Genomic DNA, 20,169 nt, shown 5'->3' with positions numbered 1-20,169 from the left:
GACGCGATCGGACGGTGACAACCCGGACACAACAGCGACATGGGACCAGCGTCCGGCACACGGCGCAGTAGGACATCCGTCGTATTACTCAGAAAGTTCAGGTGGGAGTGCCTAGTCCCCACGTGCCGAGACTTGACTCCCTCTCACACACGACTAGCACAGCATTTTTGAGCCATTCGGCCACTTCCGGCCAGGGGCGCGAGAACGCGCACTTCACAATGCGTCGTGACTCAAGTCATCCTTGTCGTGGCCGCACAGCCGAAACGACTTGGCACCCTTGATGCGTCCACGAACGAAGGGAGTGCCGTGGAGTCACCCGCCGAACAGGCGAAGAAGACGCAGGAGGACGCGGACAAGCGGATTCGCGCCTATCAGGCGTTGCGCGAGGACATCCAGACGATGAAGGTCACCGCGAGATCGGCCGACAAGAGCGTGACGGTGACGGTCGCCCCGGGCGGCGCGCTCACGGACCTGCAACTGACCAATCAGGCGATGCGGCACAGCCCGGCGCGGCTCGCCTCGACCTCCGGGAGACCGCACGGGACGCCCAGGGGAAGGGGCTCCGCGATTTTCGCCCCGGTTCCCCGCTCGACGTCGGGAAGGACGTGGGCAAGGCGGTGGGCGTCAAAGGCGGCGGCGGTTTCGCACAGGACATCCAGGACAGCGGCGGAAACCCTTTCGGCAACCCGGACAGCGAGAAGATCAACCAGCTACTGAATCCGAACGACTGAGCACAGGACAGCAGGTGTACGTGGCGTATGCACGCGGCATATCCGATTCAGCCGATCAAGCCGACGACAGTCCGTTCGAACGGTTCACTGTTCTGGTACGCCGCCTGGACGGCGATCTGGACGACCGTTTTCGTCATCGACCCGATATACAACATCGCCACCACGAGCGACGACACGATCGAGACACTCAACGCGATGATCCCGATAACCGGATACGGGACGACGCTGGACATCGTCCTTTTCTGCCTCGCCCTTCCCAAAGTCATTGTCTCGGACCAGGGATTGATCATCCGGAACGCCCTGCACCGCCAGTGGATACCGTGGACCCATATCCGCGGGATCGCCAACGGCAGAAGCATCGAAATCACCTATGAGGATGCACAGGGAGAAGAGCGGGTCACGGACATCGCGGTCTTCTCGCGACACAAGAGCAGCCTGATCACGTTCGATGGGAAACGAACCAGGCTCCACGGCGAGCTGACCGCCTACTGGAACGACTGCAAGTCCCTGCGCCTACCGGACGAGTACACCGTTCCACCCTGGCGGCACTGGGACGCGATCCCTGCGGGAACGGTGGCGTCACTCGCGATCTGGAGCATCGGCATGGAGACCCTCGCCCTGTTGACGTAGTGACGCACTACTGCCACATCTCGGCGTTGGCCTCGTCCGCGGCCTGGTAGTTCTCCCGGGAGAGCCCCACGACGGAGGCGAAGTCCTTCACCGTCTCGGCTTGGGCACGGGCGACCTCGTCCCAGTTCTTCTTGGCCTCGAAGTACGCCTCGCGGGCCGCGTCCTCCCATTTCGCCAGGCCGCTCGCCAGGTCGGATTCGAGGTCGTCGAGGATCTTCGTCATCTGCTTGTGCCCGGCCTCGAACGACGCCTCCGCCTGCTGCATCGCCGCGTGATCGGTGCTGAACGGCTGCCCCATGACGCTCCACATCCTTCCTGACCATTCGTTGATGGCATCGAAACCCTAGCTTCGGTATCCACCGGTGCGGAAGGCGGCCATTCATGCGATCCGCGACCGCGGCTTGCGGGCGCCAGGTGAGGGGGCACTGTCCGTCCGGGCGGCGGCGGAGTGTCGGAGGGGGTGGCTAGGGTGCGGGCATGGGCGAGGAACGGGATGCGTGGGAGACGTTGCGCGCGGCCGGGTTTCTGCACGCCGCGCGGGAGGCCCACCGGGCGGCGACGCTGGTGGTCTTCGGCGGGATGAGCCGGTCCGCCGGGTTCAAGGAGCGGTCGTACGGCACCAGCGCGTTCGACGTGCTGGAGTCCCGGCTGGACCGGGTGTTCGGGATCGAGGACGGCGAGCCCGGCCCGATCGTCCGCGACGACCTCAACACCTCGCCCGGCTGGCGGTGCGGGCGGTACCGGGTCCTGTTGAAGCGGCACCCGTTCGGGGCCGTCCGGTCGCTGCGGTGGGACCGCGACAGCCCCACCAAGCAGGCCGTGGCGCGGCAGGAGTTCGCCGACGACCCGCAGCTCGCGTTCGAACTGCCCGGCATCCCGTCCGACACGCCCGGGATCGTCACGCTCGTCCTGGCGCACAGCGCCGTCGAGGAACCGCTGGACATGGAGCTGTTCCTCGGCCGTCCCCGCTTCAACGACGATGGAGGAAGCCCCTGGCACTGGGTCCGCGCGCTGGACGACGCGTCCCTCGGCGCCGATCCACGCCGTAAGCTCGTCGAACCCACCCTCCCGCTGTGGACGGACGACTCCGCGGACGTCCTCGTGCGGAGACGGAGCGAAACGAGCACCGAAACGGCCTGGTGAACGAACGTTTTTCCGATTCCGGCGCCGCCCGGCTGCGGTTCGACGGCGACCGGCTGACCCTCGCGCGGCGGCTGCGCGGCCTGCGCAAGAACCAGCTCGCGCAGGCCGTCGGGACCACCCCGGCCGCGATCGGACGCTACGAGGCGGGCATCGCGCGCCCGCCGGACCCGGCGTCCGCGCGGCTGGCGGTGGCGCTCGGCGTGCCCGTGGAGTTCTTCCGGGGCGGCCGGGCGTCGCGCGCGCCCGACGCGGCGCACTTCCGGTCGCTGCGCGCGACGTCGCAGCTCGAACGCGACCAGGCCCTCGCGTACGGGCGGCTCGCGGCGGACCTCGTCGCGGTGCTGGAGGAGGCCGTGGAGTTCCCGCCGCCGACGCTGCCGGAGCGGCCGGTCGCGCCGGACGAGATCGCCGGACCCGGCCCGGCCGACGCGGCGCGGCTGGCCCGCGCGGCGCTGCATCCGCAGCCCGGGCCGATCGGGCATGTCGTGCGGCTGCTGGAGGGCAGCGGCGTGATCGTGCTGGTGCTGCCGCGCGCGACGGAGCGGGTGGACGCGTTCAGCGTCGGCGCGCATCCGCGTCCGCTGGTCCTGTTCAACCCGGCGAAGGGCGACTACTGGCGCAACCGGTTCGACGCGGCGCACGAGCTGGGCCACCTGGTCATGCACGCGGACGCCGAGCCCGGCGAGAAGATCGTCGAGGACCAGGCGCAGCGGTTCGCGGCCGAGTTCCTGATGCCCGCCGCCGAGATCGCCGCCGAGCTGCCCGCCGTCGCCGACTGGGACCGGCTCGCCGCGCTGAAGGCCCGCTGGGGCGTGAGCCTCGCGGCGCTGCTCTACCGCGCGCGGACGCTCGGCGTGATGCGCGAACCGATCTACCGCTCGGCGATGGCGGCCCTCGCCCGCCAGAACAGCCGCAACCACCCGGCCCCGCCCGACGCCGTTCCGAGCGACGCACGGCTCGGCGGCCACGCGCACGTCCGGCGCGGCGATCGAACCGCCGACGAGCCCGGCGGACGCATCGGCCGCCGGGCGGCGGAACCACCCCCCGGCGAAGCCGCGTCCCCCCGCGATCGAGCCGCCGACCTGCGCGACGAGCCCGGCGGACGCATCGGCCGCTGGACGGCGGAACCACCCCGCAGCGAGCCCGCGACGCGCGGCGATCGGGCCACCGACCGGCACCACGACGAGCCCGGCGAGCGGATCGGCCGCTGGACAGCGGAACCACCCCACAGCGAGCCCGCGTCCCGCGGCGATCGAACCGCCGACGAGCCCGGCGGACGCATCGGCCGCTGGACGGCGGAACCACCCCGCAGCGAGCCCGCGTCAGGCGGACGTCCGGGGACCGGGCGCCGGCGCGAGCCCGGCCCGGCCCGGCCGCTGGAACGGCCCACGATGCTGACCCGTGCGATCGAGGTCGCCGCCGAGGCGGGCCTGTCCCGCGCCGAACTCGCCGCGCGCGCCGGAATCCCCCGCGCCGACCTGGACCAGCTCGTCCCGCCCCGCTGATCTCGGCCGCCGTCGCACGGCGTGGAACGCGACCGCTGCCGGGTTCGGGCCGTCGACCGGTGAACGCCGCGAGGCGCGGCCCAACCGTGGGGGACGCCGGGCGAGCGCGCCGGCGGGGCGATGCCGTTCGCCCAGCACGTTGGCACGGTCCACCGGGCGACCCGCACCGTCCCGCGAACTACAGGTCGGGCGCGAGGAACACCACCGGCACCTCGTTGTCCAGCACGATCCGGCCGAGCAGCCCGCCCAGCGCGGCCCGCTCCTCCTCGGTCAGGCCCGCCGCCAGCCGGTCCACCCGGCGGCACGTCTCGGCGTAGAACTCGTCCACCACGGCCGCGCCCCGCTCGGTGAGCGCGACGCGGACCGCGCGCGGGTCGCGCGGGTCGGGCTCGCGCGCGACCAGGCCGTTGCGCTCCGTCCGGTCCACCAGGCCGGTCAGGCTGGACTTGGCCAGCCGCAGCACCGACCCGAGTTCGCCCATTCCGTAGGACTGCGCCATCAGCACGCACAGCAACTGCCCCTGCTGCGCCGTCAGGCCGTGGTCGCGCGCCGATTCGGTGTAGACCGCGTTCACCAGGTACGCCGACCGCACCAATCCGGGGACGAGCCCCGGCCCCCGCTCGCCTTTTCTCGCCACGCGACCAAGCTAACAGCCAGTTCGCAGGCCGAACTATGCCATCAGACGCGCCCGAGCTTGTCGGGATTCAGGACTGCGAACAGCGCCGTCACCCGCCCGCCGGACACCCCGATCGCGACGATCTGCTCCCCGTCCGCCATCCCGACGCGCACGGCGGGCTCGCCGTTGGCCTCGACGATTTCGACGTCCCCGAGCCCCCACCGGTCGAGCAGGCCCGCGAGGAACCGCAGCGCCTTCGCGCGCCCCCGCACCGGGCGCGGCGCGGCGCGGACCTTCCCGCCGCCGTCGTTGTAGACGACGACGTCCTCCGCGAGCAGGTCCGAGAGCGCCGCGAGGTCGCCGCCCGCCGCCGCGTCCAGCAGCCGTTCGAGCAGCCGCCGGTGCTCGGCCGGGTCGGGCCGGAAGCGGCGGCCGGGCTCGGTGAGCCGCCGCGACGCGCGGTGGTGGAGCTGGCGGCACGCCTCGACCGTCGCGCCGACGATGTCGGCGATCTCCGGATACGGCAGGGCGAACGCGTCGCGCAGCACGACGACGGCGCGTTCCGGCGGCGACAGCCGCTCCATCAGGTGCAGCGTCGCGTACGACAGCGAGTCGCGCAGCTCGGCCGTCTCCTGCGGCCCGAACGCGGCCGCGTCCACCGGTTCGGGCAGCCACGGCCCGTGGTACGCCTCGCGGGTGACGCGCGCCGAGCGGAGCTGGTCGAGCGCGAGCCGCGTGACGATCGTGACGAGCAGCGCGCGCGGCTCCCGGACGTCGGCGGCCCCGGCGAACCGCGGGTAGGCGTCCTGCACGACGTCCTCGGCGTCCCACATGCTGCCGAGCAGCCGGTAGGCGAGGCCGAGCAGCATCGGCCGGTGCCGCTCGAACTCCTCGGCGGCGTTCATCGGACGGCGTCCGCGACGAGCCCGTCCCGCCACGACGCGTGCCGGGGCCGCCAGTCCAGCCGCAGCCGGGCGCGCGCGTTGTCCGCGCCGCGCAGTTCGTCCATGAACGCGACGCCCCAGCCGCCGACGGCGAGCCGCGCGACGGCGGCGGGCAGCGGCCGGGGCCGCTTCGCGCCGAGCCGGTCCGCGAGCGTGCGGACGACGTCGTGCAGCGGGGCCGGGTCGTCGTCGACGATGTTGAGCGCGCCGCCGACCTCCGGCCGGTCGAGCGCCGCGAGGACGGCGCTGGCCGCGTCGTCCGCGTGGGTGAACGAGTACACGGCGTGCGCGCCGCCGACGAGCGGGAGCTTCCCGGCGCGGATGTTCCGCACGAACGAGCCGTCCGCCGCCCACATCGTGCCCGGCCCGTACAGGTGGCCGAACCGCAGCACGAGTCCGCCCGTGTCGGCGGTGGTGCGCTCCAGGGCGAGCAGCGCGTCGAGGGCGGGCGCGAACTGCTTCGGCGTGCGGTCCGTCCACAGGGCGGCGTCCTCGTTGGCGAGACCCGGCGCGGGCTGATACGCGTACGCGAGCCCCTGCGCGAGGAACCGCGTCGCGCCCGCCTCGCGCGCGGCGTCGGCGAGGTAGCGGGTGCTCTCCGCGCGCAGCCGGTTCGTCAGGGCGAACTCGGCGGCGAAGCGGCGCGGGTGCAGTTCGGCCGGGATGGCGGTGAGCATGGTGACGACGGCGTCGGGACGCGCCGCGAGCACGGCGTCCCGCACGGCGGAGCGGTCGAGCGCGTCGCCGCGCGCGGCCCGCGCCCCCGCTCCGGCGAGCGCGGCGGCGGCCCGGTCGCTCCGCGCGAGCCCGACCACGTCGTGCCCGGCCGCGACGAGCATCGGGACGAGCCGCCGCCCGACGACACCGGTGGCCCCGGCGATGAAGACCCGCATGACAACCTCCTGCGTCCAGCGTGGATGACGGGTACTGGACGGCCGACCACCGACCCCTGTGACGTGACTTGCACCACATACATGCACCACGGGCGGGGGCCGGTCGTTGGAGCGCTGCACCGAGACGGCACAGTGTCCGACATGTCCGTCTCGTCGTCCCGGGCGCTCGGCCTGCTGTTCGCCGCCTCCGCCGCCGCCCTCGGCAACATGTACCTGCTCATGTCGTCCGTGCCGCTGCACGTCGCGGAACGCGGCGGGGGCGGCGCGGGCGCGGGACTGACCACCGGGACGATGATGCTCGCCACCGTCGCCGCCGAACCCCTCGTGCCCCGCCTGACCGCGCGGCTCGGCGCGCGCACCACGATGGCGGCCGGGCTGCTGCTGCTCGGCGTCCCCGCGCTGCTGCTGGCGGCGACGTCGTGGCTGCCGCCCGTCCTCGCGCTGTGCGCGCTGCGCGGCGTCGGGCTCGGCGTCGTCGTCGTGGCCGGGACGGCGCTGGTCGCCGGGCTCGTCCCCGCCGAGCGGCGCAGCCGGACGCTCGGCGTGTACGGCGTCGTGATCAGCGTCCCCGCCATCGCCGGACTGCCGCTCGGCGTGCGGCTCACCGAGCACGTCGGATTCGCGCCCGTCGCGATCACCGCCGGGGTCCTCGCGCTCGCGGGCCTCCTGGCGACGGCCGGGCTGCCCGCCGCCCGCACCCCCGACGCCGACCACGGCGCGGGCCTGCTCGCCGGGCTGCGCAGCGGCGCGCTCGCCCGGCCCGCGCTGGTGTTCGCCGCGACGACGATCGCGTCCGGCGTCGTCGCGACGTTCCTGCCGCTGGCCGTGGACCGCGACGCGCGCGGCCTCGCGGCGGCGGCGCTGTTCGTCCAGTCCTGCGTGACGCCGGTCGCGCGGTGGGCGGCGGGCCGGGCCGCGCGCGGCGCGCGGCTGCTCGTCCCGGCCGTCGTGCTGGCCGCCGCCGGGATCGCCGGGCTCGCCGCCGGGCAGGCCGCCGCGGTCGTCGCGGGGGCGGCGCTGTTCGGCGCGGGCTTCGGCATCGCGCAGAACGTCACGCTCGCCGTGATGTTCGACCGCGTCCCCGAACGCGAGTTCGGGACGGTCAGCGCGCTGTGGAACCTCGCCTACGACGCGGGCATCGGCATCGGCGCGACATGCTTCGGCGTCCTCGCGGAGGCCGTCTCCTACCAGGCCGCGTTCGCGGCGACGGCGTGCCTGGTCGCGGCGGCGCTCGTCCCGGCCGCGCTGGACCGCCGGACGGTGAGCACCATTTAACCCGCGCGTCACGCGCCATCGCCGATGATGGCGGCATCGCAGGGGCCGCGCGTAATCACGGGCACCGACTGCCTCGGATTGCGCTGCGGAGGAAGCCGCCTCGACAAGTGCGCGCGGTCCCGTGAGCGGGGATTCACACCATGCCCTACGAACTGACCGAACTGCACCGCGAGTCCCGCATGGGCGGGCGTGGGACCGAGACCGACCGGCCCGTCCCGCGCGTCGACCTCACCGACTTCGCCGCGTGCCGCGCCGAGATCACCGACGAGCTGTGGGCCGCCGCCACCGGCATCGGGTTCTTCCAGGTGACCGGGCACGGCATCGACCCGGCGGCCGTCCGGGCGGCGTTCGCCGAGGCGGAGCGCTTCTTCGCCCTGCCGGACGAGACCAAGGCCCGGCACGCCCTCAAGAAGGGCGCGAACGCGGGCTGGGAGAGCCTGACGCAGGTCCGCCCGTCCGTCGGAACCCCCGACCGCAAGGAGTCGTACCAGGTCACGCGCCCGCACATGGCCGGGCTGTGGCCGGACGAGGAGTTCCGCGCGACGCTGCTCGACTTCGAGGCCCGCTGCCGCGACCTGGCGATGCGGCTGCTGTCGTGCTTCGCGACGCGCCTCGGCTTCGACGACGACTTCTTCGCGCGCGCCCACGACCCGTCCAGCCCCCGCTACCGCAGCACGCTCCGGCTGCTGCACTACTACGCGCTGCCGCCCGGCGACCTCGCCCCCGACGTCTGGCGCGCGGGCGCGCACACCGACTTCGACTGCCTGACCCTGCTGTTCCAGCGCGCGGGCCAGGGCGGCCTCCAGGTGTGCCCCGGCGCGGAGATGGACGAGCAGGAATGGACGTCCGTCGAACCGTCCGAGGAAGCCATCACCTGCAACATCGGCGACATGCTCATGCGCTGGAGCGGCGACCGGCTGCGGTCCAACTTCCACCGCGTGACCGGCGACCACCGGGGCGACCGCTACAGCATCGCCTTCTTCGCGCAGGCGGACGGCGACGTCGTCATCGAGAGCCCCGCCTACCCGCCGATCACCGCCGACGAGTACCTGCGGCAGCGCATCGAGGCGAACTACGGCTGAGCCGCCCGGTCTCCCTCGCCGAGCGGGTACGCGGGGAGGGAGATCGCCTCGGCCGTGCGCCGCACGCCGCGCGCCATCGCCTTCTTTCCCGGCATGTACGGCATCATCCTGCTGCTGATCCGCAGGAGCGCCGCCATCGCCTTCGACGCCGGGACCATGAACTTCGCGACGCCGTCGCCCTGCTTGATGCAGCCGCGCGCGTACTCGGCGATCTTCTCCTGGTAGCGGGCGAACGCCGCCTCGTGGTCGCCGTGCGCCGCCGCCAGCTCCCCCGCGAGGACGTACGCGGAGACGAGCGCCAGGCCCGTCCCCATCCCCGACAGCGGCGACGGCGAGAACGCCGCGTCCCCGATCAGCGCGACCCGGCCGAGCGTGAACGACTCCATCCGCACCTGCGCGACCGCGTCGCAGTAGAAGTCGGGCGCGTCGTCCATCGCGGCGAGCAGCCGGTCGGTCTCCCAGCCCGCGCCCGCGAACGTCTCCGCGACGAGCCGCCGCTGCGCGTCCGGGCTCAGCCGCTCCAGGCCCAGCGAACCGGACGCGAAGTAGAACATCGCGCGCGCCTCGGTGTTGTCCCGCGCGGCGTACATCAGCGCGACCCGGCCCGGCGTCACGTAGCCGAGCCCCTCGCGGTCCAGGTTCAGGTGGTTCGGGACGGTGAAGACGGCGCAGTGCAGGCCGAGGTGCCGGACGAACCGCTCCTCCGGGCCGAACGCGAGCCGCCGGACGCCCGAGTGCAGGCCGTCCGCGCCGACGACGAGGTCGAACCGGCGCGGCTCGGCGTGCTCGAAGCTGACGGTGACGCCGTCGGCGTCCTCCCGCATCGCGGTGATCGTCTCGCCGAACAGGTACTCGGTGTAGGGGCGCGTCCGCTCGTACAGGATGCGGGCGAGGTCGCCGCGCAGGATCTCGACGTCCCCGGCGAACATGTCCTCGGGCATCGTGGCGATCCGCTTGCCGTTGGCCTTGACGTAGGACGTCGCGCCCATGTTCGTCTCGGCGGCCTCGATGTCGTCCAGGACGCCCATCTTGCGCAGAAGGCCCAGGTGGACGTCGCCGCGGAAGTCGACGGCGTACCCGCCGTCGCGCAGATCGGGGGCCTTCTCCACGATCGTCACGGAGTAGCCGGCGCGGTGGAGCCAGAGGGCGAGGGCGGGGCCGGCGACCGAGGCGCCGGAGATCAGCACGTTCTTCATGCCGCAGAGCTTCACGCACCCCGCTCACCGCGCACTCACCTGCGACTCACCGCCCGCTCCCCCGCACCGCGCGCGCAGGGTGACGCGGGTCAGGGTGTGCGGGCCGGGTCCTCGGCCAGGGCTTCGGTGAGGGCGGCGTGCTGGTCGAGGGCCGCGCCGGCGGCGTGGGCGGCGGTGTAGGCGGCCTCGCCCAGGGACGCGGTGAGCGCGGCGGCGAGTTCCGCGCCGGACGGCTCCGGAGCGCCGCGCAGCGCCGCCGCCGCGCCGAGCAGCCGGGCCGCCCGCGACGGATCGGCGTCCGCCGCGAGCGCGGCCAGCCCGGCGACCGCGCGCGCCGCCGCGAACACCGCGCCCGCGTCGGCGGCGGCCCGGACGGCGGCGCGGTACAGCCCGGCCGCGCGGCCGGAGTCGCCGTCGAGCGCGGCGAGCCGCCCGAGCCCGACGAGCGCGCCCGTCCGCGCGTCCACCAGCCGGATCTCGCGGTCGAGCCCGGCCAGCGCCTCCTCGTACAGGCGGCGGGCGGCCGTCCGGTCCCCGGCGGCGAGCGCGAGGTCCGCGAGCCCGCGCCGCGCCGCCGCGACGTACGCGGGACTGCCCGCCCGCCGCGCGACCAGCGCGGCCTCCTCGTAGTCGGCGCGCGCGCCCGCCGGATCGTCGGCCGCCCGGTAGTCGCCCCGGTTGACGAGCAGGTCCGCGCGGTCCTCGACGGCGGCGAGCGCGTCCGCGAGCAGCAGCGCCTCGTCGGTGAGCGCGACGGCCCGCGCCGTGTCGCCGCGCAGCCCGGCGAGTCCGGCGAGCGCGTCCAGCGCCAGCGCCGTCCCCCACCGGTCCCCGACCGCGCGGAACAGTTCGACGGCGTCGGTGAACTCGCGTTCCGCCGCGGTGTGCTCCCCGGCGGCGAGCGCCGGATAGCCCGACGTCAGGTGCGCGGCGGCGCGCGCCCACGGGTCGGCGGCGGCGCGCTCGGCGGCGAGCAGCGCGTACGCCGCGTCCAGCGAGGTGTCCTCCGCGCCCGCGGCGGCCATCAGCCACCGCATCGGCAGGAACGGGTACCGGCCCGTCCGCGGCCCGGCCAGGACGTCCGCCGCGGCGGCGCGGTGCGCGGCCCACGCCGGGTCCGGAAGGGACTCGCCCGCCGCGAGCAGCAGGCAGGCGACGTGCTCCTCCCGCCACGGCCGGTCCGCGCCGACGGCGGCGAGCAGGTCGGCGGCGAGCGCGGACGCCGTCCCGGTGCGGCCCCGGATCAGCAGGTACGGGCTGAGCGCGGCGAGCAGGTCCAGCGCGACGTCCGTCGCCCCGGACCCGATCGCCCACCGGACGGCCGCGAGCAGGTCGTCGTGCTCGGCGGCGAGTTCCGCGAGCCGCGCGAGCTGCCCGCCGCCCAGCAGCCCGGGCAGCGCGCCGCGCGCGACGGCCAGCGCGTGCGCGGCGTGCGCGGCCCGCGCGTCGGCGGTCCCGCCGGACGCGTCGAGCCGTTCGGCGGCGTACGCGCGGACGGTCTCCAGCATCCGGTACCGGCCGCCGGACACCTCCAGCAGCGACTTGTCCGCGAGAGAGTCCAGGACCGCCTCGTCCGCCCCGCACACGGCGCGCGCGGCGGCGGCCGTCGCGCCCGCCGCGAACACCGAGAACCGGGCGGCGGCGCGCTGCTCGTCCGCCGGGAGCAGTTCCCAGCTCCAGCCGACGACGGCGCGCAGCGTCAGGTGCCGGGCGTCCGCGCCGCGCCCGCGCCGGTCCAGGACGTCCAGGCGGCCGAGCCGGTCCCCGAGCCGGTCCGCGAGGTCGGCGGCGTCGAGGGTGCGGAGCCGCGCGGCGGCCAGCTCGACGGCGAGCGGCAGGTCGTCGAGCGCGCGGCAGATCCGGCGCGCCTGCTCCTCGTCGGGGACGAGCCCCGGCCGGACGGCGGCGGCCCGCTCCGCGAACAGCCGGACGGCCGCGTCGGACGGCAGCGGACGGACGGGCCACAGATGCTCCCCGGTGACCGCGAGCGGCTCCCGGCTCGTCGCCAGCACGCGCAGCCCGGAACACGCGGCCAGCACCCGCACCGCGAACGCGGCGGCGTCCTCGACCACGTGCTCGCAGTTGTCGAGGACGAGCAGCGCGTCCCGCCCGCCGAGCGCCGCCGCGACCCGGCCCACGGCGGCGTCCAGCCCACCCAGCCCGCCCCCGAACAACCCGGTCTCCCGCAGCCCGAGCGCGGCCAGCACGGCCCCGGCCACCCCGAGCCCGCCCAGATCCACGTCGCGCGGGCCGGGCGCGGCCGAGCCTGGGATCGACGCGAGGGGGACGTAGACGACTTCGCCGCCCGCGCGGTTCGCCACCTCGATCGCGAGGCGCGTCTTCCCGACGCCGCCCGGGCCGAGCAGCGTCGTCAGCCGGGACTCGGTGAGCAGGCGCGTGACCCCGGCGAGATCGTCGGCGCGGCCGAGCAGGGCCGTGAGCGGGGCGGGCGGCCGGGCCGGGGCGACGCCGCCGAGCAGTTCCCCGTGCAGCGCGGCGAGGTCCGGCGACGGGTCCGCGCCCAGTTCGTCCGCGAGCACCCGGCGCGCGTCGGCGAACGCCTCCAGCGCCCCGGCGGGGCTGCCGTCGGCGGCGAGCGCGCGCATCAGCAGCCCGTGCAGCCGCTCGCGCAGCGGATGTTCCGCGACGAGCCGGCGCAGTTCTGCGACGGGCGGCGCGCCGCGCAGCACGTCCGCTTCGAGCCGGTCCTCCAGCGCGGCGAGCCGCCGTTCGGTGAGCCGCACCGCGTCCGCCGACCGCGCGGACTCAGGAACGTCGGAAAGCGCATCGCCGCGCCACAACGCGAGCGCGGCGCTCAGCAATTCGGCCGCGGCATCAGCGTCCCCCGCACGCAGCCGGGCACGTCCTTCGTCCGCAAGCGCGTCGAACCGCGCGGCGTCCACCGAGTCCGGCGGAACGGCGACGCGGTACCCGGCGGCCGTCCGCTCGACGTCGCAGTCCGGCCGCAGGGCACGCCGCAACCGCGACACCTGCGACTGGAGCGCGTGCTCGGCGTCGGGCGCGTCGTCGTACAGCGCGGCGACGAGCCGGTCCACGGGCACCGCGTCGCCCGGCCGGACGAGCAGCAGCGCCAGCAGCGCGCGCCGCGCCGGACCCCCGAGCGGGATCTCCGCGCCGTCGTCGCGCCAGGCGCGCGTCTCCCCCAGGACACCGAACCGCATACGGGTGATTATCGCCCCGTATTCATCCGAGGACGACGGGCAGCGCGGTCGGCCCGCGCACCTCCAGTCCCGCGACGGCGATCTCGTCCGGCGCGACCGCCAGAGCGGCCGTAGCGAACCGACCGGCCAGCGCGTCGAGCGCGGCGCGGAGCTGCGCACCGGCGAGGTCCGCGTGGACGCCCGGCGGGAAGGCCAGCCCCGGCGCCGCCGCGTCCCGCGCCGGGTCGAACCGGTCCGGATCAGCGAAGACGGCCGGGTCGCGGTTCGCGGCGGCGGGCGACAGCAGCACCAGGTCGCCCGGCTCGGCCGTCACGCCGTCCCAGGCCAGCGCCGCCGTCGCGCGGCGCGGCCGGATCGCGGCGGGCGGCTCCCAGCGCAGCGCCTCCGCGACCGCCGCGCCCCGGTAGGCGTCGTCGGCGCGCGCCCGCGCCCACGCGTCCGGCGTCGTCAGCAGGCCGTGCAGCAGGTTCCCGATCCCCTGCCGGACCGCCTCGACGGGCACCAGCAGCCGGACGAACCCGACGATCTCGTCATCGGGCGCACCGGTCGCGACGAGCCGCGACAGCAGGTCGTCGCGCGGCTCCCCGCGCCGCTCCGCGATCGGCCCGGTGAGGCGGCGCGCGAACCGCTCCGCCCCCGCCGGGTCGGCGGCCAGCGACCGCAGCTCGGGCAGCGCCGTCCCGCCCAGCCCGAGCAGCCGCGACACCACCAGCGACGGGTACCGGGCCGCGAAGTCCGCGACGAGGTCCGCCGGCCCGGCCAGGTGCGCGGCGAGCCCGTCCGCCAGGGACCGCAGCGTCGCGCCCCACTCGGCGAGCTCGGCGGCCAGCACCGGGTCGAGCGGGTGCCCCGCCGCGTACGGGCCGACGTCGGGCCGCGCGTCCGGCGCGACGAGCGCGGCCGAGCCGACGCCCGCCGCGACGTCGGCGTACCGCGTCACCAGCCACGCCCGTTCGCCCCGGTACCGGACGGGCACCGCCCGCGCGCGCTCCCGCGCCGCCGCGAGCGTGCCGTGCGGGTCCGGAACCGGGTCCGCACCGAGGTCCACCGTGTCCAGCGCCATGCCATCGCCTCCGGGCCATCGCCTGGCCCCGATCATGCAGCGCGTCCGGCGGGAAGGAAAGGCCCCGGAAAGGTGACCCGCACCTCCCGGGGCCGTCCCGCGATCAGTCGTCCAGCGCCGCGCGGACGCGCCCGGCCGCCTCGACCATGTTGCGCAGGGCCGGTTCGACCTCCGCGTATCCGCGCGTCTTCAGCCCGCAGTCGGGGTTGACCCACAGCCGGTCCGCCGGGACGGCGCGCAGCGCGCGGTGCAGCGCGCCGGTCATCTCGTCGGCCGACGGGACGCGCGGCGAGTGGATGTCGTACACGCCCGGCCCGATCCCCGCCGCGTACCCGGCCCGGCGCAGGTCGTCGACCAGCTCCATGTGCGAGCGGGCGGCCTCGACGGACGTGACGTCCGCGTCCAGGTCCCCGATCGCCCCGATGACGTCGCCGAACTCCGAGTAGCACATGTGCGTGTGGATCTGCGTGCCGTCCGCGACGCCGGACGTGGCCAGCCGGAACGCCCCGACCGCCCAGTCCAGGTACGCGGCGCGGTCGGCGGCGCGCAGCGGCAGCAGCTCGCGCAGCGCGGGCTCGTCCACCTGGATGACGCCGATGCCCGCCGACTCCAGGTCGCGGATCTCGTCGCGCAGCGCCAGCGCGACCTGCCGCGCGGTGTCGGCGAGCGGCTGGTCGTCGCGGACGAACGACCACGCCAGCATCGTGACGGGCCCGGTCAGCATGCCCTTCACCGGGCGGCGGCCGCGCGACTGCGCGTACGTCGTCCAGCGGACGGTCATCGGCTCCGGCCGCGTCACGTCGCCGTGCAGGATCGGCGGCCGCACGCACCGCGTCCCGTACGACTGCACCCAGCCGTTGACGGTCGCCGCGTACCCGTCGAGCTGCTCGGCGAAGTACTGCACCATGTCGTTGCGCTCGGGCTCGCCGTGGACGAGCACGTCCAGCCCGATGTCCTCCTGCAGCGCGATGACGCGGTCGATCTCCGCGCGCATCGCCGCCTCGTACTCCTCGACGCCGATCCGCCCGGCCCGGTGCGCCGCGCGCGCCTTGCGGACGTCGTCGGTCTGCGGGAACGACCCGATGGTCGTCGTCGCGAGCACCGGTAGGCCGAGCGACCTGCGCTGCGCCGCCGCGCGCGCCTCCCGGGACGCGCGGGGCGTTCCCGCGCCGAGCGCGTCCAGCCGCGCCCGGACCCGGTTGTCGACGCGCGGCGCGGCGGTCGCGGCCGCGTGTCCCGCGATGACCTCCTGGCCCTCGGCGAGCGCGCGGCCCAGCAGGACGACCTCGGCCGTCTTCTCGCGCGCGAACGCGAGCCGCGCGCGGACGTCCGGCTCCAGGTCCGGCTCGGCGTCCAGCGAGATCGGGACGTGCAGCAGCGAGCACGACGTCGCGGGCACGACCTCGCCCGCCAGCCCGAGCAGCGCGGCGGCCGTGGACAGCGCGCCGCGCAGGTCCGCGCGCCACACGTTGCGGCCGTCCACCAGGCCCGCGACGACCGTGCGGCGCGGCAGCCCGCCGATGCCCGCCAGCGCCTCCAGGTTCCCGGGGCCCGCGACGAAGTCGAGCCCGATCGCCTCGACCCGCGTCGCGGCGAGCACGGGCAGCGCCCCGCCGATCTCCCCGAAGTACGTCGCGACGAGCAGCCTCGGCCGCGCGGCGAGTTCGCCGAGCCGGTCGTAGACGCGGCGCAGCGCCGCCAGCTCGGCGTCGGTGCGGTCGGCGGCGAGCGCGGGCTCGTCCAACTGCACCCACTGCACGCCCGCGCCCGCGAGCCGTTCCAGGATCTCGGCGTACACCTCGACCAGCGCGTCGAGCAGGTCCAGCGGACGGAAGTCGGCGGGCGCGTCCGGCGCGGGCTTGGCCAGCAGCAGGTACGTCAGCGGGCCGACGAGCACCGGCCGCGTCTCGACGCCGAGCGCCTTCGCCTCCCGGTACTCGGCGAGCGGCTTGAACCCGGCCGGGTCCGCGAGCCGGAACCTCGTGTCCGGGCCGAGTTCCGGCACCAGGTAGTGGTAGTTCGTGTCGAACCACTTCGTCATCTCCAGCGCGGGCACGCCCGCCGCGCCGCGCGCCATCGCGAAATAGGCGTCGAGCCCGTCGAGGTGGCGGAAGCGGCCCGGCACCGCGTCCACGAGGACGCTCGTGTCCAGGACGTGGTCGTAGAACGAGAACGTGTTCGACGGGATCTGGCCGACGCCCGCGTCCCGCAGCTCCTCCCACACGCCGCGCCGCAGGTCGGCGGCAGTCTCGTGCAGGGCGGCGGCGTCCAGGCGGCCCGCCCAGTAGCTTTCGGTCGCCCGCTTCAGCTCGCGGTCCGGGCCGATCCTCGGATAGCCGAGGACGGTGGTGGTCTTCGTGGTCAAGGCGGTGCTCCCTCGTCCGGCCTCTCGCCACGGCGCGCGCGACGAGGGCACGGCGAGCGGGCCCGTTCCGGGCCGGTCCACCGCGTCCCCGAGCCGTCCCGCGCGGCCGTGGACCACCGCGCGCCGGTCGGCGCGCGGGCGAGGGGCAGGTCTTCGGACTCACGGGCGACGTGCGCGCTCCTACCGGCCGTCGCTTCCCAGACCGCGTCGGTCCAGTGCGTCTGACGGCTTTCGTTCCCGTTCACCGCTGCGGGGCAGTCCCGGATTTCCACCGGGTTCCCTCTTGCGACGCCCGCGTCCCGTCCGGAAGCGGGCGAACCCCTCGCGACGGCGAGTATAGACAGGCCGCCGCCTATCCTTGGCTCCTCGACTTTCCGACGGGGGGACACCGATGGGCGGCACCGCACGACCGATCACGCTGGTGGGGACGCCGGTGCTGCACCGGCCGCTGCGGCCCGTGACCGAGTTCGACGACGCGCTCGCCGAACTGGTCGACGACATGTTCGCCAGCATGTACGCGGCGGACGGCGTCGGGCTCGCCGCGAACCAGATCGGCGTCGACCTGCGCCTGTTCGTCTACGACTGCGCCGACGCGGACGGCGTGGACCGCAAGGGCGTCGTCGCCAACCCCACGCTCGTCCTCCCGGAGGGCCCCGACCGGCGACTGGACGACGGCGAAGAGGGCTGCTTGTCAGTGCCGGGCCCGCACGCGTCCGTCCCGCGCCCCGACCGCGCGACGTGCCACGGCTTCGACACCACGGGCGCGCCGATCACCGTCGAGGGGACGGGCGTCCTGGCCCGCTGCCTCCAGCACGAGACCGACCACCTCGACGGGAAGCTCTACATCGACCGGCTCTCCAAGCGCGTCCGCAAGCGCGTGCTCCAGGAAATGGAAGAACTGCGCGCGACGTCCTCCTGACCAGGCGCGCGCCCAGGCCGATCGCCTCGGCCGCGCAGCACAGGGAAGCTGCGAGCCGCATCCGCCTGGCACTCACGGCACGCGAGCGCCCGACCCGCCTCGACCACGCAGCACGCGACGCTGCCCACCGCGTCCGCCTGACGCCCACCGCAGGCGCGCGCCGCAACGTGCGCACGCAGCACATGGAGAAACCGCGCGCCGCAACCTCTTGAAACTCACCGCGTATGGGCACCCAGGGCCGCCCCACGTGAAGGTGCGCGCCGCGGTCTCCTGACACCCGCACCAGGCGGGCGCCACGACGTGCGCACGCGGCACATGAAGAAACCGCGCGCCGCGCGCCGCTCACCGCAGGTGGGCCTCCAGGCCCGCCGCCCCGGCCGCGAGGTGCGGGCGCAACACCAGGTCGTCGTCGTAGTCGCCGCCGCTCTCGTGCCGGTACGGGATCGGGCGCTCGTCGGCGAGCCCCGCGAGGCGGGCGCGCAGCCGCGCCGCGTGCCGCTCCGCGTCGGCGGGCGTCGCGCGGTCGGCGGACGCGACATGCAGCGGCTCCAGCGCGTCCATGCCCGTGTACCAGTAGACGCCGTGCAGCACCGGCCACAGGACGTGCCGCAGGTCGCCGTGGACGCCGCGCGGCGCGAACGTCTCCGGCCGCGCGCCCGTCGACACGACTGTCAGGACGCGCCGTCCGCTCAGCGGCCCCGCGCCGTAGCGCAGCGCCCGGCCGTCGTCGGCGTGGACGCCGTGCGCGAAGCCCTGCACGAGCACCCGGTCGAACCAGCCCTTGAGGATCGCGGGCGGCCCGAACCACCACAGCGGGAACTGGACGACGACCGCGTCGGCCCAGCGCAGCTTCTCCTGCTCGGCGCGGATGTCGGCGGCGAGCGTCCCGGACGCGTGCGCGGCGGCCGAGTCGCGGCCGACGACGAGCCGCCCGGCCGCGTCGCCGTAGTCGGCGGCGGTGATGACCGGGTTCCAGTCCATCGCGTACAGGTCGGATTCGCGCACCTCGTGGCCGAGGTCCGCGACGGCCTTGAGCCCGGCGTCGCGCAGGGCGCCGTTCAGCGAGCCGGGTTCGGGATGGGCGAAAACCCACAGGATGCGAATGTCGTTCTCCTTCCGTTCCCGCCATCGTGCGCGGGCCGGACGGCGGCCCGGAAGTGGCCCGACAGCCAGCATGTGCAAGAATCCGGCCATGAGTGCAGGCCCGCACCGCGTGGCGGTGGTCATCAGGGACGGCGTGCTCCCGATGGAGCTGGGGCTCGTCCACCAGGTGTTCTCGGCGGCGCGCGACGCGGCCGGGGAACGGCTGTACGAGGTCCTGACCTGCGCTGCCGTGCCCGGTGAGGTCCGGACGTCCGCCGACTTCTCGGTGTCCGCGCCGCACGGGCTCGACGCCCTCGCCACCGCCGGGACGGTCGTCGTGCCCGCCTCGGACGGCGACGACGCGCGGCCGGACGGGGCCGACCCGGCCGTCACCGCCGCCGTCCGCGCCGCCGCCGAGCGCGGCGCGCGGGTCGCGTCGGTCTGCACCGGCGCGTTCGTCCTCGCGGCGGCGGGCCTGCTCGACGGGCGGCGCGCGACGACGCACTGGAAGTCCGGCGCGCTGCTCGGCGAGCGCTACCCGGCCGTCGCCGTCGACCACGGCGTCCTCTACGTGGACGAGGGCCAGGTGCTCACCTCCGCCGGGGAGGCCGCCGGGATCGACCTGTGCCTGCACATCGTCCGGCGCGACCACGGCGCGGGCGTCGCCAACGACGCCGCCCGCAAGATCGTCGTCGCGCCGCACCGCGAGGGCGGCCAGGCGCAGTTCGTGGTGCGGCCGGTGCCGGCCGAGCCCGGCGAGTCCTCCACGGCGGCGGCGCGCGCGTGGGCGCTGGACCGGCTGGACCGGCCGATCGCCCTGCGCGAACTGGCGGCCCGCTCGGCGATGAGCGTCCGGACGTTCACCCGCCGGTTCCGCGAGGAGACCGGGATGTCGGCGGGCGACTGGCTCGCGCAGCGGCGCGTCGAGCGCGCCCGCCAGCTCCTGGAGACCACGACGCTGCCGGTCGACCAGATCGCGCGGGCGGCGGGATTCGGAACGGGCGTCTCGCTGCGGAACCATTTCCACGACGCGCTCGGCGTGACGCCCAGCGCCTATCGCGCGGCGTTCCGCGGCTGATTGTTTTTCTTCTCCGGGTGTTGACATGATTGGGAGCCGTCCGGGTAACATGTCCGGCATGGAGCTTTGATTCCCACGGGTTGAGCCGCCGCACCGCGGTCCGCTCCCCTTCTCCGGCGCCGAGCGCGCCCGCCGTCCCCGTACCGTCCTGTGCCGCCACGTGCTGTTCTGCGCTGTCACGTGCCGCCACATGCGGTTGGTTCGCGATCTCGTCTTCCGGCGTCCCCGCGCCAGATTCCGACGTGCTCGCGTACGGATTCCGGCGCGTTCCTCGGCCTTCACCTTTTCCGCAGCCATTCACGGCTGTTTCCCCATGCTGCCCGGAGGTGGTTCTCACATGCGTGCCCAAAACATCGAAGACATCCTTTTCGCCGCCGCCGAGAAGGCGGACAAGCCCGCGAAGAAGAACGGCAAGGCGCACCGCCGGGCCGGCGACGCCCGCACCGCCGCACTGTCGGCGGGCG

Annotated in this window: 17 protein-coding genes and 1 riboswitch; of the genes, 8 read left to right on the top strand and 9 right to left on the bottom strand. The window is 75.0% G+C overall.

Going from position 1 to position 20,169, the window contains the following annotated elements:
- Positions 1-306: 306 nt before the first annotated feature.
- Both G339_RS38805 and G339_RS0115540 read left to right on the top strand, forming a co-directional pair.
- Positions 307-717 (top strand): YbaB/EbfC family nucleoid-associated protein, encoded by a 411-nt coding sequence (locus tag G339_RS38805; protein WP_157407723.1) that lies wholly within the window; start codon positions 307-309, stop codon positions 715-717.
- Positions 718-758: 41 nt separating this feature from the next.
- Positions 759-1,361, top strand: coding sequence for a PH domain-containing protein (locus G339_RS0115540; RefSeq protein ID WP_019632004.1), 603 nt, complete (start codon positions 759-761; stop codon positions 1,359-1,361).
- Between the two features lie 7 nt (positions 1,362-1,368).
- On the opposite strand, the gene G339_RS0115535 is transcribed toward G339_RS0115540, so the two are convergent.
- Positions 1,369-1,659, bottom strand: coding sequence for a WXG100 family type VII secretion target (locus G339_RS0115535; RefSeq protein WP_019632003.1), 291 nt, complete (start codon positions 1,657-1,659; stop codon positions 1,369-1,371).
- A 179-nt stretch (positions 1,660-1,838) separates the two neighbouring features.
- Here G339_RS0115535 and G339_RS0115530 point away from each other — a divergent pair, with 179 nt between their 5' ends.
- Both G339_RS0115530 and G339_RS40430 read left to right on the top strand, forming a co-directional pair.
- Positions 1,839-2,504: a hypothetical protein gene (locus tag G339_RS0115530; protein ID WP_019632002.1), complete on the top strand. Its 666-nt coding sequence runs from the start codon at positions 1,839-1,841 to the stop codon at positions 2,502-2,504.
- Positions 2,501-4,009, top strand: coding sequence for an ImmA/IrrE family metallo-endopeptidase (locus G339_RS40430; protein WP_019632001.1), 1,509 nt, complete (start codon positions 2,501-2,503; stop codon positions 4,007-4,009). Before G339_RS0115530 ends, G339_RS40430 begins: the two co-directional genes overlap by 4 nt.
- Before the next feature lie 178 nt (positions 4,010-4,187).
- On the opposite strand, the gene G339_RS0115520 is transcribed toward G339_RS40430, so the two are convergent.
- The 3 genes from G339_RS0115520 to G339_RS0115510 are packed head-to-tail and all read right to left on the bottom strand — an operon-like array spanning position 4,188 to position 6,462.
- Positions 4,188-4,646, bottom strand: coding sequence for a MarR family winged helix-turn-helix transcriptional regulator (locus G339_RS0115520; RefSeq protein ID WP_026341475.1), 459 nt, complete (start codon positions 4,644-4,646; stop codon positions 4,188-4,190).
- 41 nt (positions 4,647-4,687) lie between these two features.
- Entirely contained in the window at positions 4,688-5,530 is an 843-nt protein-coding gene (gene sigJ / locus G339_RS0115515) for an RNA polymerase sigma factor SigJ (protein WP_019631999.1), read from the bottom strand.
- Positions 5,527-6,462, bottom strand: a complete 936-nt coding sequence (locus G339_RS0115510) for an NAD-dependent epimerase/dehydratase family protein (protein ID WP_019631998.1) — start codon at positions 6,460-6,462, stop codon at positions 5,527-5,529. The genes sigJ and G339_RS0115510 overlap by 4 nt, the downstream gene beginning before the upstream one ends.
- Before the next feature lie 141 nt (positions 6,463-6,603).
- On the opposite strand from G339_RS0115510, the gene G339_RS0115505 reads away from it, so the two are divergent.
- Together G339_RS0115505 and G339_RS0115500 are read left to right on the top strand one after the other, a co-directional pair.
- Positions 6,604-7,737 carry an MFS transporter gene (locus tag G339_RS0115505; protein ID WP_033323324.1) on the top strand — a complete coding sequence of 378 codons (1,134 nt, stop codon included), beginning with the start codon at positions 6,604-6,606 and terminating at the stop codon, positions 7,735-7,737.
- A 140-nt stretch (positions 7,738-7,877) separates the two neighbouring features.
- Complete coding sequence (locus G339_RS0115500) at positions 7,878-8,819, top strand: isopenicillin N synthase family dioxygenase (RefSeq protein ID WP_019631996.1); 942 nt, start codon at positions 7,878-7,880, stop codon at positions 8,817-8,819.
- Here the strand turns inward: G339_RS0115500 and G339_RS0115495 are convergent.
- The 4 genes from G339_RS0115495 to metE all read right to left on the bottom strand — a co-directional run bounded on the left by G339_RS0115495 (position 8,810) and on the right by metE (position 16,625).
- Positions 8,810-10,015, bottom strand: coding sequence for an FAD-dependent monooxygenase (locus G339_RS0115495; RefSeq protein ID WP_019631995.1), 1,206 nt, complete (start codon positions 10,013-10,015; stop codon positions 8,810-8,812). The genes G339_RS0115500 and G339_RS0115495 overlap by 10 nt on opposite strands.
- Positions 10,016-10,104: 89 nt before the next feature.
- Complete coding sequence (locus G339_RS0115490) at positions 10,105-13,197, bottom strand: ATP-binding protein (protein ID WP_019631994.1); 3,093 nt, start codon at positions 13,195-13,197, stop codon at positions 10,105-10,107.
- Positions 13,198-13,219: 22 nt separating this feature from the next.
- Entirely contained in the window at positions 13,220-14,260 is a 1,041-nt protein-coding gene (locus tag G339_RS36720) for a cytochrome P450 (RefSeq protein ID WP_019631993.1), read from the bottom strand.
- A gap of 103 nt (positions 14,261-14,363) precedes the next feature.
- On the bottom strand, positions 14,364-16,625 hold the full coding sequence (gene metE / locus G339_RS0115480; RefSeq protein WP_019631992.1) for a 5-methyltetrahydropteroyltriglutamate--homocysteine S-methyltransferase: 2,262 nt from the start codon (positions 16,623-16,625) through the stop codon (positions 14,364-14,366).
- Positions 16,626-16,752: 127 nt separating this feature from the next.
- Positions 16,753-16,963, bottom strand: a riboswitch (cobalamin riboswitch).
- 53 nt (positions 16,964-17,016) lie between these two features.
- Here metE and def point away from each other — a divergent pair.
- Positions 17,017-17,544: a peptide deformylase gene (gene def, locus G339_RS0115475; RefSeq protein WP_019631991.1), complete on the top strand. Its 528-nt coding sequence runs from the start codon at positions 17,017-17,019 to the stop codon at positions 17,542-17,544.
- A gap of 342 nt (positions 17,545-17,886) precedes the next feature.
- On the opposite strand, the gene G339_RS0115470 is transcribed toward def, so the two are convergent.
- The gene (locus G339_RS0115470; protein WP_240489825.1) at positions 17,887-18,720 is read right to left on the bottom strand and encodes an NAD(P)H-dependent oxidoreductase; all 834 of its coding nucleotides are present in this window, start codon (positions 18,718-18,720) and stop codon (positions 17,887-17,889) included.
- Between the two features lie 16 nt (positions 18,721-18,736).
- Between G339_RS0115470 and G339_RS0115465 the strand changes: the two genes are divergently transcribed.
- Entirely contained in the window at positions 18,737-19,705 is a 969-nt protein-coding gene (locus tag G339_RS0115465; RefSeq protein WP_026341473.1) for a GlxA family transcriptional regulator, read from the top strand.
- Positions 19,706-20,169 lie beyond the last annotated feature (464 nt).

The organism is Actinomadura atramentaria DSM 43919 (assembly GCF_000381885.1).
Taxonomy (GTDB): Bacteria; Actinomycetota; Actinomycetes; order Streptosporangiales; family Streptosporangiaceae; genus Spirillospora; species Spirillospora atramentaria.
This window is presented reverse-complemented; position numbering and strand designations above follow the sequence as displayed.

What these genes read in the sequence shown, in the direction of transcription:
- G339_RS0115530 (WP_019632002.1), top strand. Translation starts at nt 1,839, where the DNA reads ATGGGCGAGGAACGGGATGCGTGGGAGACGTTGCGCGCGGCCGGGTTT.
- G339_RS0115510 (WP_019631998.1), bottom strand. Translation starts at nt 6,462, where the DNA reads ATGCGGGTCTTCATCGCCGGGGCCACCGGTGTCGTCGGGCGGCGGCTC.
- G339_RS0115535 (WP_019632003.1), bottom strand. Translation starts at nt 1,659, where the DNA reads ATGGGGCAGCCGTTCAGCACCGATCACGCGGCGATGCAGCAGGCGGAG.
- G339_RS0115505 (WP_033323324.1), top strand. Translation starts at nt 6,604, where the DNA reads ATGTCCGTCTCGTCGTCCCGGGCGCTCGGCCTGCTGTTCGCCGCCTCC.
- def (WP_019631991.1), top strand. Translation starts at nt 17,017, where the DNA reads ATGGGCGGCACCGCACGACCGATCACGCTGGTGGGGACGCCGGTGCTG.
- G339_RS0115540 (WP_019632004.1), top strand. Translation starts at nt 759, where the DNA reads ATGCACGCGGCATATCCGATTCAGCCGATCAAGCCGACGACAGTCCGT.
- G339_RS0115465 (WP_026341473.1), top strand. Translation starts at nt 18,737, where the DNA reads ATGAGTGCAGGCCCGCACCGCGTGGCGGTGGTCATCAGGGACGGCGTG.
- G339_RS0115495 (WP_019631995.1), bottom strand. Translation starts at nt 10,015, where the DNA reads ATGAAGAACGTGCTGATCTCCGGCGCCTCGGTCGCCGGCCCCGCCCTC.
- G339_RS0115470 (WP_240489825.1), bottom strand. Translation starts at nt 18,720, where the DNA reads ATGCTGGCTGTCGGGCCACTTCCGGGCCGCCGTCCGGCCCGCGCACGA.
- sigJ (WP_019631999.1), bottom strand. Translation starts at nt 5,530, where the DNA reads ATGAACGCCGCCGAGGAGTTCGAGCGGCACCGGCCGATGCTGCTCGGC.
- G339_RS0115490 (WP_019631994.1), bottom strand. Translation starts at nt 13,197, where the DNA reads ATGCGGTTCGGTGTCCTGGGGGAGACGCGCGCCTGGCGCGACGACGGC.
- G339_RS0115500 (WP_019631996.1), top strand. Translation starts at nt 7,878, where the DNA reads ATGCCCTACGAACTGACCGAACTGCACCGCGAGTCCCGCATGGGCGGG.
- G339_RS36720 (WP_019631993.1), bottom strand. Translation starts at nt 14,260, where the DNA reads ATGGCGCTGGACACGGTGGACCTCGGTGCGGACCCGGTTCCGGACCCG.